The organism is Pseudomonas sp. JL3, assembly GCF_031570575.1.
Classification (GTDB): Bacteria; Pseudomonadota; Gammaproteobacteria; order Pseudomonadales; family Pseudomonadaceae; genus Aquipseudomonas; species Aquipseudomonas cucumis.
In genome coordinates, this window is record NZ_JAKWJK010000013.1 from 12941 (window position 1) to 28284 (window position 15344).

20 protein-coding genes are annotated in these 15344 nt (G+C 58.1%); 4 read left to right on the forward strand and 16 right to left on the reverse strand.

Annotated elements, in window-relative coordinates; genetic code table 11:
• Positions 1-19 precede the first annotated feature (19 nt).
• On the forward strand, positions 20-721 hold the full coding sequence (gene tsaA, locus MMG91_RS20390; RefSeq protein WP_310660599.1) for a tRNA (N6-threonylcarbamoyladenosine(37)-N6)-methyltransferase TrmO: 702 nt from the start codon (positions 20-22) through the stop codon (positions 719-721).
• A gap of 115 nt (positions 722-836) precedes the next feature.
• On the opposite strand, the gene fpr is transcribed toward tsaA, so the two are convergent.
• Entirely contained in the window at positions 837-1616 is a 780-nt protein-coding gene (gene fpr / locus MMG91_RS20395) for a ferredoxin-NADP reductase (RefSeq protein WP_003443014.1), read from the reverse strand.
• Positions 1617-1737: 121 nt separating this feature from the next.
• On the opposite strand from fpr, the gene MMG91_RS20400 reads away from it, so the two are divergent.
• On the forward strand, positions 1738-2664 hold the full coding sequence (locus MMG91_RS20400) for a LysR family transcriptional regulator (protein ID WP_305448439.1): 927 nt from the start codon (positions 1738-1740) through the stop codon (positions 2662-2664).
• Here the strand turns inward: MMG91_RS20400 and MMG91_RS20405 are convergent.
• The 3 genes from MMG91_RS20405 to MMG91_RS20415 form a co-directional block, all read right to left on the reverse strand.
• Entirely contained in the window at positions 2661-3023 is a 363-nt protein-coding gene (locus tag MMG91_RS20405; protein ID WP_008010143.1) for a diacylglycerol kinase, read from the reverse strand. The two genes, MMG91_RS20400 and MMG91_RS20405, sit on opposite strands and share 4 nt — an antisense overlap.
• 75 nt (positions 3024-3098) lie before the next feature.
• Positions 3099-3749, reverse strand: coding sequence for a response regulator transcription factor ErdR (gene erdR / locus MMG91_RS20410; RefSeq protein WP_007907284.1), 651 nt, complete (start codon positions 3747-3749; stop codon positions 3099-3101).
• Positions 3750-3988: 239 nt separating this feature from the next.
• A complete protein-coding gene (locus MMG91_RS20415; RefSeq protein WP_008072711.1) occupies positions 3989-4732 on the reverse strand; it encodes a tRNA-uridine aminocarboxypropyltransferase in 744 nt (247 codons plus the stop codon).
• Positions 4733-4921: 189 nt separating this feature from the next.
• Between MMG91_RS20415 and MMG91_RS20420 the strand changes: the two genes are divergently transcribed.
• On the forward strand, positions 4922-5347 hold the full coding sequence (locus MMG91_RS20420; protein WP_305448437.1) for a PA3611 family quorum-sensing-regulated virulence factor: 426 nt from the start codon (positions 4922-4924) through the stop codon (positions 5345-5347).
• Here MMG91_RS20420 and MMG91_RS20425 read toward each other — a convergent pair whose 3' ends face one another.
• Complete coding sequence (locus MMG91_RS20425) at positions 5348-5542, reverse strand: hypothetical protein (protein ID WP_305448436.1); 195 nt, start codon at positions 5540-5542, stop codon at positions 5348-5350. It lies immediately after the preceding gene.
• A gap of 489 nt (positions 5543-6031) precedes the next feature.
• On the opposite strand from MMG91_RS20425, the gene MMG91_RS20430 reads away from it, so the two are divergent.
• On the forward strand, positions 6032-7150 hold the full coding sequence (locus tag MMG91_RS20430; protein ID WP_305504904.1) for a TIGR00730 family Rossman fold protein: 1119 nt from the start codon (positions 6032-6034) through the stop codon (positions 7148-7150).
• 41 nt (positions 7151-7191) lie between these two features.
• On the opposite strand, the gene recX is transcribed toward MMG91_RS20430, so the two are convergent.
• From recX to MMG91_RS20485, 11 genes are all read right to left on the reverse strand, one after another.
• Positions 7192-7659 carry a recombination regulator RecX gene (recX, locus tag MMG91_RS20435; protein ID WP_048393833.1) on the reverse strand — a complete coding sequence of 156 codons (468 nt, stop codon included), beginning with the start codon at positions 7657-7659 and terminating at the stop codon, positions 7192-7194.
• 8 nt (positions 7660-7667) lie between these two features.
• Positions 7668-8720, reverse strand: a complete 1053-nt coding sequence (recA, locus tag MMG91_RS20440; RefSeq protein ID WP_008072704.1) for a recombinase RecA — start codon at positions 8718-8720, stop codon at positions 7668-7670.
• A gap of 83 nt (positions 8721-8803) precedes the next feature.
• The gene (locus tag MMG91_RS20445; RefSeq protein WP_310660518.1) at positions 8804-9304 is read right to left on the reverse strand and encodes a CinA family protein; all 501 of its coding nucleotides are present in this window, start codon (positions 9302-9304) and stop codon (positions 8804-8806) included.
• Positions 9305-9384: 80 nt separating this feature from the next.
• Positions 9385-9897, reverse strand: a complete 513-nt coding sequence (locus MMG91_RS20450) for a lysis system i-spanin subunit Rz (RefSeq protein ID WP_310660519.1) — start codon at positions 9895-9897, stop codon at positions 9385-9387.
• Complete coding sequence (locus MMG91_RS20455) at positions 9879-10442, reverse strand: glycoside hydrolase family 19 protein (protein ID WP_310660520.1); 564 nt, start codon at positions 10440-10442, stop codon at positions 9879-9881. Before MMG91_RS20455 ends, MMG91_RS20450 begins: the two co-directional genes overlap by 19 nt.
• Before the next feature lie 55 nt (positions 10443-10497).
• Positions 10498-10944, reverse strand: a complete 447-nt coding sequence (locus MMG91_RS20460) for a phage tail assembly chaperone (RefSeq protein ID WP_305504897.1) — start codon at positions 10942-10944, stop codon at positions 10498-10500.
• Positions 10945-11841 carry a phage tail protein gene (locus tag MMG91_RS20465; protein ID WP_310660521.1) on the reverse strand — a complete coding sequence of 299 codons (897 nt, stop codon included), beginning with the start codon at positions 11839-11841 and terminating at the stop codon, positions 10945-10947.
• 68 nt (positions 11842-11909) lie between these two features.
• Complete coding sequence (locus tag MMG91_RS20470) at positions 11910-12500, reverse strand: tail fiber assembly protein (RefSeq protein WP_310660522.1); 591 nt, start codon at positions 12498-12500, stop codon at positions 11910-11912.
• A 7-nt stretch (positions 12501-12507) separates the two neighbouring features.
• On the reverse strand, positions 12508-13548 hold the full coding sequence (locus MMG91_RS20475) for a phage tail protein (protein ID WP_310660523.1): 1041 nt from the start codon (positions 13546-13548) through the stop codon (positions 12508-12510).
• 132 nt (positions 13549-13680) lie between these two features.
• The gene (locus MMG91_RS20480) at positions 13681-14196 is read right to left on the reverse strand and encodes a phage tail protein (protein ID WP_310660524.1); all 516 of its coding nucleotides are present in this window, start codon (positions 14194-14196) and stop codon (positions 13681-13683) included.
• On the reverse strand, positions 14193-15341 hold the full coding sequence (locus MMG91_RS20485) for a phage tail protein (RefSeq protein ID WP_310660525.1): 1149 nt from the start codon (positions 15339-15341) through the stop codon (positions 14193-14195). The genes MMG91_RS20480 and MMG91_RS20485 overlap by 4 nt, the downstream gene beginning before the upstream one ends.
• Positions 15342-15344 lie beyond the last annotated feature (3 nt).

The following is a 15344-nucleotide window of genomic DNA, read 5'->3' on the forward strand; positions in this document are numbered from 1 at the left end:
TCCCGACTCGACCCCAACCATGACCTACAGCGTTTCCCCCATCGGCTTCGTGCGCTCCTGCTTCAAGGAGAAGTTCGCCATTCCGCGCCAGCCGCAACTGGCCCCGGCCGCTCGAGGCGTGCTGGAATTGGTGGCACCGTTCGATCAGGGTGATGCGGTGCAGGGACTGGAGCAGGTCAGCCATGTCTGGCTGTTGTTCCTGTTCCATCAGGCCCTGGAAGAAAAGCCACGTCTAAAAGTCCGCCCTCCACGCCTGGGCGGCAATAAATCCATGGGCGTATTTGCCACTCGGGCGACGCACCGGCCCAATGGCATCGGTCAATCGGTGGTCAAGCTGGACAAAGTCGAAGCCAATCGGCTGTGGATCTCCGGCATCGACCTCCTCGACGGGACGCCGATTCTCGACATCAAACCCTACGTGCCCTACGCCGATATCATCGACACAGCGTCCAACAGCATCGCCAGCGCCCCGCCATCGCTGATTCCCGTGCAGTGGACAGACTCAGCACTGCAACAGGCTCAGAGCCATGCTCAGCGGCTTGATGAGCCCTTGGTCGAGCTGATCGAGCAATGCCTGGCACAAGACCCACGCCCGGCGTACCAGATTCCTGCACCGGAAAGGGAATACGGCGCGCAGTTCTGGGATGTGGATGTGCGCTGGCATTACCCTACGCCTGGCCTTATCCGCGTCCTCGAAGTCATTCCCGTGTCCAACCTGTAGGTTTGTGTCGGGCATAAAAAAGCCCCCATTGCCTGCACAGGCAATGGGGGCTGATCGTTCCCACGCTCCGCGTGGGAATGCATCCAGTGACGCTCTGCGTCACCCAAACAACGTCTTACTTCTCGACGAACGCACGCTCGATCAGGTAATCACCCGGCTCGCGCATCCGTGGCGAAACTTTCAGGCCGAAGCTGTTCAACACTTCGCTGGTTTCGTCGAGCATGCTCGGGCTGCCGCACAGCATGGCGCGGTCGTCCTGCGGGTTGATCGGTGGCAGGCCGATGTCGCTGAACAGCTTGCCGCTGCGCATCAGGTCGGTCAGGCGGCCTTCGTTCTCGAATGGCTCGCGGGTCACGGTCGGGTAGTAGATCAGCTTGTCACGCAGGGCCTCGCCGAAGAACTCGTTCTGCGGCAGGTGCTCGGTGATGAACTCGCGATACGCGACTTCGTTGACGTAACGCACGCCGTGGCACAGGATCACTTTTTCGAAACGCTCATAGGTTTCCGGGTCCTGGATGACGCTCATGAACGGCGCCAGACCGGTACCGGTGCTGAGCAGGTACAAATGTTTGCCAGGCTTCAAGTCATCCAGCACCAGGGTGCCGGTAGGCTTTTTGCTGATGATGATCTCGTCGCCTTCCTTCAGATGCTGCAACTGGGAAGTCAGCGGGCCATCAGGCACCTTGATGCTGAAGAACTCGAGATGCTCTTCCCAGTTCGGGCTGGCAATCGAGTAAGCGCGCATAAGCGGGCGGCCATTGGGCTGTTGCAGGCCGATCATCACGAACTGACCGTTCTCGAAGCGCAGGCCCGGATCGCGGGTGCACTTGAAGCTGAACAGAGTGTCGTTCCAGTGGTGAACACTGAGGACACGCTCGTGGTTCATGTTGCTCATGTACGTGGGACTCCTGGAGATTTGCCTGCGCCGATGATGTGCGCAATTGCAGCGCATTCTAATGGCAGCGACAATATCTGTTAACTGGATTATTAAGATAAGGGTTATCGGTTATATCGATATGCGATTTACTCTCCGTCAACTTCAAGTATTCGTCGCCGTCGCCCAGCAGGAAAGCGTATCCCGTGCTGCCCTGACGCTCAACCTTTCGCAATCGGCGGCGAGCACCTCGATCACCGAGCTAGAGCGCCAGTGCAGCTGTCAGCTGTTCGATCGCGCCGGCAAACGGCTGAGCCTCAACGCCCTCGGCAAACAGCTGTTGCCGCAAGCGGTGGCCCTGCTCGATCAGGCCAAGGAAATCGAAGACCTGCTCAACGGCAAGTCCGGTTTCGGCTCTCTGGCGGTCGGCGCGACCCTGACCATCGGCAATTACCTCGCAACGCTGCTGATCGGCAGCTTCATGCAGCGCCATCCGGAAAGCCAAGTGAAGCTGCATGTGCAGAACACTGCCAACATCGTGCAACAGGTCGCGCACTATGAAATTGATCTGGGTCTAATCGAAGGCGATTGCAGTCATCCGGACATCGAAGTGCAGAGTTGGGTCGAGGATGAGCTAGTGGTGTTCTGTGCGCCCCAGCATCCGCTGGCCAAACGCGGTATAGCGACCGTGGAGGAGCTGAGTCATGAGGCGTGGATTCTCCGCGAGCAAGGCTCGGGCACACGACTGACGTTCGACCAGGCCATGCGACACCATCGTAGCGCGCTGAACATTCGCCTGGAGCTGGAACACACCGAAGCGATCAAGCGCGCGGTGGAATCAGGTTTGGGGATTGGCTGCATTTCGCGCCTGGCGCTACGCGATGCGTTCCGCCGCGGCAGCCTGGTGCCGGTGGAAACACCGGATCTGGACCTGGCGCGACAGTTTTATTTCATCTGGCACAAACAGAAATATCAGACATCGGCCATGCGCGAATTCCTCGACCTGTGCCGCGCGTTCACCGCCGGGGTTCAGCGCAGCGACGAGATCGTCCTGCCCACCATCGCCTAAAGCAGAATCACCGCCCACACCAGCGCGATCATGCTCAACGCAACGAATTGAGCGGCGCTGCCCATGTCCTTGGCGTTCTTGGACAGTGGGTGCAACTCAAGGGAAATGCGGTCAATGGCCGCTTCCACCGCCGAATTGAGCAACTCGACGATCAAGGCCAACAGGCAGACTGCAATCAGCAGCGCCTGCTCGACACGGCTGACGTTCAGGAAGAACGACAGCGGAATCAGGATAACGTTGAGCAACACCAGTTGCCGGAAGGCCGCTTCACCGGTGAAGGCCGCGCGCAGGCCGTCCAGGGAGTAGCCCGAGGCGTTGAGGATGCGTTTGAGGCCGGTCTGGCCTTTGAAAGGTGACATAAAGTAGGCAACTGACCAAAAAGGAGTGGGAAAGCTAGATTAAGCAAAGTCAAAAAAGCGTGAACACGTAGCGTCTTAGTTGCTCGAAATTGACTCAAGTTGTTGCAAGAGCAGTGCTGCCTGAGTCCGGGTCCGCACATTCAGCTTACGGAAAATTGCCGTGACATGGGCCTTGATCGTCGCTTCGGAAACACTCAACTCGTAAGCAATCTGCTTGTTCAGCAAACCTTCACAGACCATGGTCAACACCCGGAACTGTTGGGGTGTCAGGCTGGCAAGGCCTTCGCTGGCGGCCTTGGCTTCGGCGGAAACGCTGACCGCTTCGAAGGCCTGGGGCGGCCAGAAAACGTCGCCATCCAGCACCGCGCGTACGGCTTTCTGAATGACGCTCAAATCACTGGACTTGGGAATGAAACCGCTGGCGCCGAATTCACGGGATTTCACCATGATCGACGCTTCTTCCTGAGCCGACACCATCACCACCGGAATCTGCGGGTACTGCCCACGCAACAGCACCAACCCGGAAAAGCCGTACGCCCCCGGCATGTTCAGGTCCAGCAGTACCAGATCCCAGTCGGCCTTTTCGTCCAGACGGGTTTCCAGCTCGGCAATGCTCGCCACTTCCACCAGACGGACATCCGGGCCCAGGCCCAGGGTCAACGCTTGATGCAGGGCGCTACGAAAAAGAGGATGGTCATCGGCAATCAGGATTTCGTATGTGGCCATTTTTCAAATGATCCTGTTTTTTATGGGACGCCTGATGCATTTCAGGCCTCGCCAGAACAACTCGAGGTGCAGCCACGCAGCGACACCAACAGGGCACGTTCAACGCCAATCACGTAAAAAAAGCAGCGTTTCAAACTTTGGCCGCGCCCTAATCGGCGCCAAGCATGCCCAGCGAAGCCGGGGTGGTCAAGTTGCGTGGCCCCGCCAACGAGCCTGGTTCTCTGCAGTATGGGCGATGCTCAGCAGATGACGGGCGCCGCGTGCTGCACAAAGGGCATCAGCTCGGCATGGGCCGGTGTTGCAACATTCATATCCAGCTGATGTTTAGCGTCCAGGTAATGCTGGCTGAACACATCAAAATAAGCGTCCAGTGCCGATGCAGCGTCTGTATCACCAGCAAGATCGAGGCATAGCGCCGCCACTTCGGCCGTGCACAGGTGCTCGCTACGAGTGGACCTGCGCAATCGGTACCGTGAAAGTTTCTCAGGAAGCAGGCTCAGAATCGGGAACGCATCAAAATAGGGGCTTTTGCGGAAAATCTTCCGGGCTTCGGTCCAGGTGGCGTCCAGCAGAATGAACAATGGACGCTTGGTGCTATCGACCTCGACGCTGTGGGTAACTCGCTCGGGCTCGACGTATTCGCCCGGAAACACCAGATATGGCTGCCATTGCGGGTCGGCCAACAGCGCCAGCAGTTGTTCATCGATTTCAGTACGTGACCAGATGAATGCATGGTTGTCGCGCACCACATCGGCAATCAGCCAACCGGTGTTGCTTGGTTTAAACACTTCTTTATTGGTCATGATCAGGCACACGCCGCTACGGGTGTCGACCTGCGGGCGCCAGGCGCACAGACAGTGGCTCTCGATCACACGGCAGGCACGGCAACGGGTTGCTCGCCAGCCACGGGCCTGAATTGGCTTGATGCCCTCTTCCTCTCGCTGATCGCGCAAGCGGGCTACGGCGTTGGGGGCGTGGTTCATCGTGGGCAACACCGGCAGACAGGAAAACTCGACACAAGCGGCACTCGGCAAGGCAATAAAGGCCAGCAGTTTACCAGAGCGGTCGGCGCAAGCCTGTACCGACCAGGCCACCTCCCCTATAATTCGCCGCCACTGAACGCACAGTCACGTGGCTGGTCGAACCACCAGTCACTGAACCAGGAGAGTTTCATGCTGCGCCTTATCGTTCCCACCGCTGCCGTTTTGCTGGCGTCGTCCTTCAGTGCCCAGGCTGCGTCCTTGAGTGAGCAGAATCTCAACAGAGAGCTGCGAAACGTCGCCGTACAAAGCAGTGTCGGCACGCCACGTGCGATCAACGAAGACATTCTGGATCAGGGTTATACCGTCGAAGGCAAACAGCTGATCAACCATCTGAGCGTTCAAAGCAGCCACGCCGACAAAATGCGCGCCGATCCGAAAGCCGTGTACTTCCAGCTAGGCGCCTCCGTCTGCAGAAACGAAGGCTTCCGCAAGCTGATGGCCAAAGGTGCGATCATGCGTTATGACTTCACCGAAGTGAAAACCAACCGCCCGGTCGGCTCCGCAAGCTTCCAGGAATCGGATTGCCCGAAAGCGACCCCGACGAAGAAGAAGTAACTATCGGGAAGTAGCGCGCCGCTGTTCATCCTCGGCGCGCAGTTCTGCCAACAGCGCCTGCAAGTAGCGCGAACGTCGCTCTCCGCCCCCCAGACGTCGGCAGCACTCCTCTTCGAGACTCAAATGATTGGTCTCGGCTGATAACTTCAGCAATCGATACAGTTGCGCATCGATTTCCAGAGTGACTCTGGGCATGGTTTCCCGCCTCCTTGCACGCATTGATCGTCGTTGATCACGCGAAAAATCCCTGAATTGCTTGAACGTTGCGTCCTGCCATTGACGCAAAGTTGTCGTGTCACGCCTGTAACTTAGTAAATCAGAGCGCAGGACATACGGCTTGCGTTCAGACGAGCGGTGAAAGCACCTTGCAAATCGTCAATAAGCGGTTGCCAGGAAAGACTTTGCGGCGCAATGATCAAGCAGCGCAAATCGTTGCGAGGGTCTAAATTCATAGTGTTCACGTTGATTTTTTTCAGGGCAGAAAAGGGGCTGCCCATTGCGTGTCTTATTGTGCAAACGTTTCTTTCATTCAAGGGATAAGCAGAGCCCGTATGGATGGCTCGATTGCAAACGAGTCAGGTGGAGCGCCCAGGCAAGGGCTTGGGCAGACAGCGACACAAGGGGTGTCGCGGCGCCGACGACTGTTTTGTCGGGCCAAGGGTTCTGTGCAGAAGGAGAAGTTGAATGCCTTACCAACCGAATGACCTCCTGAGCCGTCATTTTCAAGAAAGCGGCCACGACCTCACCAGCAAGGTCGAAGAACAACTCAACCTGGTTTCACCCAACAGCCCCAACATCCCGATTTACCGCGACATGATCCTCACTGTGCTGCGCATGGCCCAGGAAGATCACAACCGCTGGAATGCCAAGATCACCCTGCAAGCCTTGCGCGAACTCGAGCATGCCTTCCGTGTGATGGAGCAGTTCAAGGGACGACGCAAAGTCACCGTTTTCGGCTCGGCCCGCACGCCGATAGAACACCCATTGTATGGTTTGGCCCGAGAGCTTGGCGCCGCTCTGGCACGCTCGGACATGATGGTCATCACCGGTGCCGGCGGCGGCATCATGGCGGCGGCCCACGAAGGTGCCGGCCTGGAACACAGCTTGGGATTCAATATCACCCTGCCCTTCGAGCAACATGCCAATCCCACGGTCAATGGCACCGGGAATCTGCTGCCCTTCCACTTTTTCTTTACCCGCAAGCTGTTCTTCGTCAAGGAAGCCGATGCGCTGGTCCTGTGCCCGGGCGGTTTCGGTACGCTGGATGAAGCGCTGGAAGTGCTGACCCTGATCCAGACCGGCAAAAGCCCATTGGTGCCCGTGGTGCTACTGGATGCGCCGGGCGGCAAGTTCTGGCAAGGCGCGCTGGATTTCATTCACCACCAACTGGAGGAGAATCGCTACATCCTGCCGACCGACATGAAGCTGTTGAGTCTGGTCTACAGCGCCGAAGAGGCAGTGGAGCAGATCAACCAGTTCTACAGCAACTTCCACTCCAGCCGCTGGCTCAAGCATCAGTTCGTGATTCGCATGAACCACAAACTCAGCGACCGGGCACTCGAACACATGCAAGAGGCGTTCGCCGACCTGTGCCTGAGCGATCATTTCCATCAACATGCCTACAGCGGTGAGGAGCACGACGAAGCACAGTTCAGCCATCTGGCGCGACTGGCCTTCACCTTCAACGCCCGTGATCATGGTCGTCTACGGGAGTTGGTGGATTACATCAACCTGCCGGAAAACTGGGCCCAGTCCAAACCCCAGGCGAAACAACGCGCGCGTGAGCCGTTCAAGGTGACGTGAAGCAAAAAAAGGCCCGCTATCGAAATAGCGGGCCGTTTTATTTAATCGTCCATCCCTCGGCCGCTGAACAAGCGGCTGATCATTTCCATGGAGTACCCCCGATAACTCAGGAACCTGCCCTGTTTGGCACGTTCCCGGGCGTCTATCGGTAGGTGCCCAGCAAATTTGCGCCGCCAGGTGTCTTCCAGTTGTTCCTGCCAATTGATACCGCTCTCGCGTAACGCCAGTTCGATGTCAGTACGTTGCAGACCGCGCTGGCTCAACTCTTCGCGAATTCGCAAAGGGCCATAACCGGAACGGGCACGGTAGGAAACGAAGCTCTCGAGGTAACGGGACTCGGACAACAGGCCCTCTTCCGTCAAGCGGTCGAGTGCTGTGTCGATCATTTCAGGGAGGGCGCCGCGCTGACGCAGTTTACGCGTCAGCTCGACTCGACCGTGCTCGCGTCGCGCGAGCAGGTCCATCGCGGTTCGCCGCACCGCGACGAGTGTATCGAGTACGGCGGTCATCGGATCAATCAGATATCAGCGTCAGCCAGGTCATCAGCCGTCTCTTTGACCGGCGATGCTTTGACGTCCGGCGCTGGAGACAGCAACTTGTCGCGCAGTTGCTTCTCAAGTTTCGCGGCGATCTCCGGGTTGTCCGCCAGGAACTTGGCCGAGTTGGCCTTGCCCTGACCGATCTTGGTGCCTTCGTAGGCATACCATGCACCGGATTTCTCGACGAAACCGTGCAGAACACCCAGGTCGATCATCTCACCGTTGAGGTAGATGCCCTTGCCGTAAAGAATCTGGAACTCGGCCTGACGGAACGGCGAAGCCACCTTGTTCTTCACGACTTTGACGCGGGTTTCGCTACCGACGACTTCATCACCTTCTTTCACCGCGCCAGTACGGCGGATGTCCAGACGAACCGATGCGTAGAACTTCAGCGCGTTACCACCGGTGGTGGTTTCCGGGCTGCCGAACATCACGCCGATTTTCATACGGATCTGGTTGATGAAGATCACCAGGCAGTTGGCGTTCTTGATGTTACCGGTGATTTTACGCAGCGCCTGGGACATCAGACGGGCTTGCAGGCCCACGTGCATGTCGCCCATTTCGCCTTCGATTTCTGCCTTTGGCACCAGAGCGGCCACGGAGTCGACGATGATCACGTCTACCGCGTTGGAACGCACCAGCATGTCGGTGATTTCCAGGGCCTGCTCACCGGTGTCCGGCTGGGAAACCAGCAGATCGTCGACGTTGACGCCCAGTTTGCCGGCGTACTCAGGGTCGAGGGCGTGTTCGGCATCGACGAATGCGCAGGTCGCGCCGGCTTTTTGAGCCTGGGCGATCACCGACAGCGTCAGGGTGGTTTTACCGGAGGATTCAGGACCGTAGATCTCAACGATACGGCCTTTTGGCAGACCGCCAATGCCGAGCGCGATGTCCAGACCCAGAGAGCCAGTGGAAATAGCCGGGATCGCCTGACGGTCCTGATCGCCCATACGCATTACGGCACCCTTGCCGAATTGACGTTCGATCTGACCCAGGGCCGCAGCCAAGGCTTTCTTCTTGTTGTCGTCCATTAAAGTCCTCACGTAATCAATAAGGCCTGACGGCCAACACCTGTATAAGTAGCCAGTATTATTCCACAGCGTTTCAGGATCGCCTACCCCTGATTTGAGATTTCTCCAGCGGTATGTCGCAGCAGCCCCTCTAGCGCGGCCTTCACCGTTTGTCGGCGGACCTCGTCACGGTTACCGGGAAAGTACTGCACCTCGCTGAACACTTGCTCACCGACGCCCCAGGCCAGCCACACCGTGCCCACGGGCTTGCTCGGCGAACCGCCGTCCGGCCCAGCCACACCACTGACCGCCACGGCAAACCGCGCCCGGCTTTTTTCCTGCGCACCGCGGACCATGGCCTCGACCACCTCGCGACTGACCGCCCCGACCGTTGGAAACAATTCGGGCGGGACATCCAGTTGCTGGGTTTTCTGGCGGTTGGAGTACGTGACATAACCGGCCTCGAACCACGCCGAACTCCCCGGAATACGGGTGATCGCCTCGGCAATCCCGCCACCGGTACAGGATTCGGCGGTGGTGACGTGGGCATTGAGAACCTGCAAGCGTCTGCCAAGTTCAGCGGCCAGCTGAGTGATATCTTTCACGACTCTCTCCTGATCGAGCGGAATGAGGCCTACCGTACACGAGCCGATCACGCTTGCAAGGTTCAGGATCGATCAAAATGTTAGCGTGCGAGGGCTCTGACGTAGGCCTGACACGCCTGCAGGGCAATCAGTCCGCGGTCACCTGCGTCGGTGATGGCGATAATTCGTTGAGCATGCGCCGGGTCAAGTCTGGCTCGCGGGGCGCCATGATCCACGCCGCCGGTGCCGGAGGCGGCTGGCACTGCACCGATTGAGGCAGCGTCATCGAGGAGGACTGACAAGCGCACATCAGCAGTGGCAAGACGATCGCGCAGGCGACCTTGATCACGTTCGGCATCGCTAAGCGCTCGATAATGTGTTTGTTCACTGGCCGACAGTCGCTGCTCCAGCGCCAGGTGCTTGTCCTGCTCGGCCTGTTGCTGGGTGGCGGCGGCCAGAGTCAGTTGATTAAGGGTTTCGGCGTGCATCCTGGCCTGCTCCGCCAGTTGCCGGCCATAGCGCCAATCCTGAAACTGCCAGGCCAACGTCGCCGAACAACCGACCAGCACCAGCAGACCGATCAGTCGCCAGCCGATCAGACCGAAGGCTGGCATAACACCGCCCTCGCCCGCGCCCAGATTTCCAGACGACCCTGCAGCCCGTTCAACCCGCCGTTGATCCGGCGGGTGATGCTGTTGAACTGGTCACGGTCGGCCAGTTCATTCAGGCCGTTTTGCTCCCAAAACCACGCCGCTGATTCGGCTGCCCACTGAGGCTGCTCCAGCAGTTCAGGCAGAGCCAGCAGACGCTCATCGCCGAACAGGCCGAGACTGCATTGGCGGTAGTTGTTATGCCCGGTGATCTGGATCAGGCCTCGGCCACGGTATTTCTGGCCGTCGCCGTCGGGTGCTGGAGTGTTACCCAGGCGCGCGGCCAGGGTGCCAGTGTCGTATTTGCTCAGGTATTGAGTACTGCCCAGTTCACGTACGTACTGCAACTGCCCCGATTCGTGACCGACTTGCGCGAGGAAGGCGGCGATGCGTTTGGGGGTGTTGATGTTGCGGTGAGACATGGCGGTGTTGAGGGCGGAAATGAAAACGCCCGCTTGGTGGCGGGCGTTGGGCATAACGATCTGTAGTTGTTGCTGCGTAACGGTCATATAGCTCCCCAAAAGGGTCGTCTCTGCACAGGCCCTGACCAGTGTCTGGTTCGTGTCAAAGATATCCAGCCAGCCAAAGTGGCGCGCTGGGTCGATGCTCGCTGAAAGGAAAGAATGACCCTTGCGGCCAATCCCGAAGTGCACGGCGATACGCCTGCAACTCGGCGTATTGATCGGTGGTCAATGTCGTGCCGCCGCCGTCCTCCAGTTCGTCCCTGTCGCGGGCAACCATGCTGTCAGTGACCGATAACTGGCTATCACGCCAAAGACGCTCGGCCTTCGCGGCTTCCTCCGGCGCAAGAGGCGGTGTATCGACAAGAACGGGATAGCCGTTATCGGCTCGCACCGAAATCATTTTCGGGGTTACAGCCAACTCTTGGAGTAACGAAATCCAATAACCCTGGGGGATTTCGATGACATCGGAAGGAATATCCGACGCATTGATTCCTGGCACATAAACACCACAGGTGCTTGCGCTAAACAAAACATTGAACGCGTTCATTCAATAGCCCTTTGCAAAATAATTCACGCTCCATCCCGCCTGCGCCTGACCGGAAAAATTCCGGACTCTCAGGCGGCAGCCCTGTTTGGTCCCGGAGCCCCCGACCAGTATGACCATCGCCCCGTCGCCCCCCACATGGGTGGCGACGAGCGAAGAAAAAGACGTCGGAAACGAGATCGGGAAAGTGATATAGACATCGCCATTGGCATCCGTGGTGCCAACGCCCCATTGTTCAATGTTGCCACTGGGATACTTCTGGTAACCGACGTTGCCGTAAACGCCGGAGAAGGACGAAGCGTACTTGTCGCTGACCGAGCCCCCATATAGGCGCCACTCGCTATTTAGTTTGATGAAGTGCGCCGAATCACCGAGGCCGAGCTTGACCGGCCCGAACGTGCCGTTACAGGTCTCGATGAATTCGGCGCCAGCCGGGTTGATGGTCAGCACGCCGTTTCCGACGTTGATGACATGGATTGTGCTGGCATGGGCAAGTCCATTGATGGACGGCAACGTCGCCGTGATCGGCGTGGCGCTGCCAAAACTCGCCACCCCGCCCACGTTGGCTGCGGTCAGCGCAGCGCTCGCGGGAAAGGCGTTGAAACCTGAAAACTGTAGACCGCTGCGGGTCACGAATTCAGTGGTGGCGACCGACTGATCACTGTCGAACTGTGGCGCGGTCACAAACAGCTTGTTACTGCGCAACGCTGTCAACAGTTGATCGTTACTTGCCTCTGACGGTTTGATACCGGCAGCCTCGATGACTTTCAACAACTCCAGAGTGACACCGTTACCCCAGCTGGCTGGGATCAAAGAACCCGGAGTCCCCGCAATCAGGTTTTCATCGACAAACTTGCCGTCCACCAGTCCGGCGCTGGGGACGCTATTGGGATAGTCCACGGTATATCCTTCCGTTGGTATTTTGCAGGCAGCCGCGTGCTGGCAACACAAGGCTGCACTTCCAGTTATTAGTAAGTTTCGGGGTTTATACGACTACGTATGCTGACAGGCGAAGCCGGCCAGTCAATGATCAGTGGAAAATCAGGTTGCTGTTCAATGTTCATCAACTTGAGCGTATAGCGTTTCCACTCTTGCAGAGTGGCCAGTTGAACATTGGTAGCCTCACCCAGTTCATAAGCGTATTGCAGCGGTGCGACGCGAATAACCACCTCACGCAGACGATTGTCTCGCTCGGCGCCGGCTTGAGCGGTTTTGCCTGTTCGTTCGGCAGCCAAGTCCAGCGCCCAGTCATCATTCAGCCAAACATAGTATTCGCCGGGGCGAGGCTTGACAGTCAGATAGTCAGGCAACGGACCCAATTCGTACCAATATTGAGGACCGCCGGTGTCTTTGCGATACACCAGGTGGTTGCGCAAATCGATCAGTTGCGACGCGGCACCGTTACGCCACACCCATACATAACCAGTTTCGGCTGGTGGCAGAACTTCCGGCAACTCGATCGCATTGCCCGGCAATACAACGCCCATACCAGGAATGACCGGCAACTCGACTGGGCCGGTCAACTCTTGAGAACTTTCATTTAAATAGTAATAAGCCATATGCACCTCAAATTAGTTTCATTCGACCTGGATAAGCAATGTTCCTGGGGCGACTCATCCCCCAATAACCACTGCTCAGATTCTCGGTAAACGCGGCGGAAGAGTAGTAAGACAGACCAGAAAAGGTTGTTGGGTCCACCCCCACTGTCGCAAGGTTGCCAATCCCCTGAACCGCTGGAGCTGCTCCGTTATCGCCTGTAATGTTCGTGCCTATCTGCCAGGCACCGGCTCCGCGAGCGGTATCGACACCGCGCTGTTCATCGAGAACGCGGATAAACTCACCTCGAACTTCCGGGGCGCGGAATGTTTTGATCCCATCGCCACTGCTCCAACCTCCGGCGCGGTCGACTTCCGCGCGCAACATTCCGGACTGAACGGCGTGATCCCAAAGCCAGGGCCATTCGGAGCGAAGAAACTCTCTGCCGTTCAATGCGCCATAGCCACCGGGGCTGAACGCGGTTGTCGTCTCATAAACAATCCTTCCCAATGGTGTTGCATCGAATCGCCCGACGGGCCACCAATTGCCCGTTCCATCGCTTCGTAGGTGCCACCAGTCCCCCGCCCCCATTAAGACCAGAAACGGGTATCCGTTTGAGGACAAGTGCGTGTGGAACTTGATTCGATCATTACCTGAGGCCTGTACTACCAAGCGATTAACACTGTTGTCAGTCCGTCGAACAACGACATCCCGAACACCTGACAACGAACTCGCTGCCGGCAGGGTGATAGTCGTCTCCGTCGCACTGGCGTTAATTAGTACCAGCCCCAACTCTTCTGGCATCAACGCCTTTGATGTCGATACTTCAGTCACTCGCGAAGACATGGGACTGGCCAGATTCAGGAGCGTCTTCAAGGCCGCCAACAATTGATCGTTAACACCTTCGGATGGCGTCATTCCGGCCGCTGTAATAACGGCCAGAAGCTCTTCGGTCACACTGTTTCCCCATACTGCCGGGATCAACGATCCCGGCGTCCCGGCGAGGGGGTTTTCATCGACAAACCGGCCATCGACCAGCCCGACACTGGGGACGCTTTTTGGATAGTCCATACGTCTATCGTTCCTCTGAAATAACAAATGGTCCGTGTCGACGCAGTTGTCAGTGCAATCGCGCCCACGCTTTTTTCAAAAAAAAACCCACGAATACGTGGGCCCTGAACAGCGCAATTGAATGGCTCTCGCCTAGTCAGCCAAGCCGCTGACGAATTCACGAATAGCCACCAACGCGTCATCGCCCACGCTGCGGGCCAGATCCAACTTGCCCTTGGCCGCGTGCGCGCGAATTTGCATTTTGGCCTTGAGGCGCAATGTGCGCAGGGTCAGCAGGTTGTCGCTCAACTGTGCGGCTTTGCTCAGGATCTGCTCGGCGGCCTGTTTGGCCGTCCGGCCTTTAACTACCCATGCAGCGACGGCCAGCGGCACGTCTTTTTTCGGGTAGCCCGCGTCCTTGTAGGACTGCGCGTCGACGGCGGCCTGGGCGTATTCCATGGCTTTGAGTGGATCACCGGCCAGGGCAATGCGTGCTTTGTCTACCGCGGCATCGACTTTGGCGCACAGGCGTTCGGTTTCCTGTTGTTCCAGCTGGGCGACTTTCACGGCGTCCAGAACCCATTTTTCACCGTCCCAATCATGGGCGGCAGAAGGCTGTGCGGGACGCAGACCGTCCTCGAACTGATGCAGCTCTTGAATAACGTTCATCGAATCAACTCCCAAGAAAGACTGACATTGACTGCCGCCGAGAAGTTGACCGCGATTCCAGCGGCATAATCCGACACGGGGTGGTTCTTGATCCCCATACTGAACAGCAACTCATCGCTGACGGCGCTGGTCGAACCGAGCATGTGTTCGGCCTGATAGGACTGCCACAACGAACGCAATTGCGCATGGTCGAAACTGGCGGTCAGGGTCGTGACCGTGACGTCGTTGACAAAGTTATTGGTAAAGATCACGCACGGCATCGGGTTCGTCCAACCAGCATCGTGATTGGAGCTGGTGGTCAGCGCCGGTGAGAGAAAGCAGTAGTTGCCGCCAACCCAACCTGCTGGCGCAAACGACACCGCCGAGATCTCCGTCGCCGAAGGTGTCGGGTTCCCCACCACCAGACGTGCCGCCCGGGCATGAGGATCCAGAGGCAGGTAAACCACACCGCTGCCGTTGACGGTTTGCGTCCACGCCAACCGGTTACGGTTGTAGATCGGCCTGATGATCGGCACGGAACCCGGCGCAGCCGTCATCACCCAGGCAATGCAGATATCCAGCGGCGTGGATTGAAAACCGCCCCCCGCCCCGCCATCGACAGTGCCCTTTAAACCTTCGGGCGTGGCGTCATAGATTGTTCCGCGCTGCATGTAGAACGTCAGCACACCACCGATCACCTGTGCCCGCAAAAAGTAGCTGGAGGTCGGCAACAAATCACTGCTCCACGCTTGGGTAGTGAACGTCCGCGCCCTGCCCAATTGCCCCGCGGCGACTTCCTGGCCAATGCTGACCAACACCCCTGCCGGAATCGACACCCGGCCGCCGTTGGTCGAAACTGCCGCCGGGGTCACCGCCAAACGCCCATCCGCCGTCGCCGCCGTGGCCGGCGGCAATGAGCCGATCGGCAATGCCGAATCCAGATTCCAGCCCTTGGCTGACACGCTCCGAATGGCTTGCAGCAACTGATCGTACTTTGTCTCATCCGGAGTCAACTCCCCAGCCTTGATGACGTTCACAATCTCCTGCGTCACCCCATTCCCCCATTCCGCCGGAATCAACGACCCCGGCGTCCCGGTCAGCGGGTTCTCATCCACAAACTTCCCATTCACCAACCCGGCGCTGGGCACACTTTTCGGATAATCCATCCC

Coding starts and splice junctions, on each gene's coding strand:
- tsaA (WP_310660599.1), top strand. CDS start 20: ATGACCTACAGCGTTTCCCCCATCGGCTTCGTGCGCTCCTGCTTCAAG.
- fpr (WP_003443014.1), bottom strand. CDS start 1,616: ATGAGCAACATGAACCACGAGCGTGTCCTCAGTGTTCACCACTGGAAC.
- MMG91_RS20400 (WP_305448439.1), top strand. CDS start 1,738: ATGCGATTTACTCTCCGTCAACTTCAAGTATTCGTCGCCGTCGCCCAG.
- MMG91_RS20405 (WP_008010143.1), bottom strand. CDS start 3,023: ATGTCACCTTTCAAAGGCCAGACCGGCCTCAAACGCATCCTCAACGCC.
- erdR (WP_007907284.1), bottom strand. CDS start 3,749: ATGGCCACATACGAAATCCTGATTGCCGATGACCATCCTCTTTTTCGT.
- MMG91_RS20415 (WP_008072711.1), bottom strand. CDS start 4,732: ATGAACCACGCCCCCAACGCCGTAGCCCGCTTGCGCGATCAGCGAGAG.
- MMG91_RS20420 (WP_305448437.1), top strand. CDS start 4,922: ATGCTGCGCCTTATCGTTCCCACCGCTGCCGTTTTGCTGGCGTCGTCC.
- MMG91_RS20425 (WP_305448436.1), bottom strand. CDS start 5,542: ATGCCCAGAGTCACTCTGGAAATCGATGCGCAACTGTATCGATTGCTG.
- MMG91_RS20430 (WP_305504904.1), top strand. CDS start 6,032: ATGCCTTACCAACCGAATGACCTCCTGAGCCGTCATTTTCAAGAAAGC.
- recX (WP_048393833.1), bottom strand. CDS start 7,659: ATGACCGCCGTACTCGATACACTCGTCGCGGTGCGGCGAACCGCGATG.
- recA (WP_008072704.1), bottom strand. CDS start 8,720: ATGGACGACAACAAGAAGAAAGCCTTGGCTGCGGCCCTGGGTCAGATC.
- MMG91_RS20450 (WP_310660519.1), bottom strand. CDS start 9,897: ATGCCAGCCTTCGGTCTGATCGGCTGGCGACTGATCGGTCTGCTGGTG.
- MMG91_RS20455 (WP_310660520.1), bottom strand. CDS start 10,442: ATGACCGTTACGCAGCAACAACTACAGATCGTTATGCCCAACGCCCGC.
- MMG91_RS20460 (WP_305504897.1), bottom strand. CDS start 10,944: ATGAACGCGTTCAATGTTTTGTTTAGCGCAAGCACCTGTGGTGTTTAT.
- MMG91_RS20470 (WP_310660522.1), bottom strand. CDS start 12,500: ATGGCTTATTACTATTTAAATGAAAGTTCTCAAGAGTTGACCGGCCCA.
- MMG91_RS20475 (WP_310660523.1), bottom strand. CDS start 13,548: ATGGACTATCCAAAAAGCGTCCCCAGTGTCGGGCTGGTCGATGGCCGG.
- MMG91_RS20480 (WP_310660524.1), bottom strand. CDS start 14,196: ATGAACGTTATTCAAGAGCTGCATCAGTTCGAGGACGGTCTGCGTCCC.
- MMG91_RS20485 (WP_310660525.1), bottom strand. CDS start 15,341: ATGGATTATCCGAAAAGTGTGCCCAGCGCCGGGTTGGTGAATGGGAAG.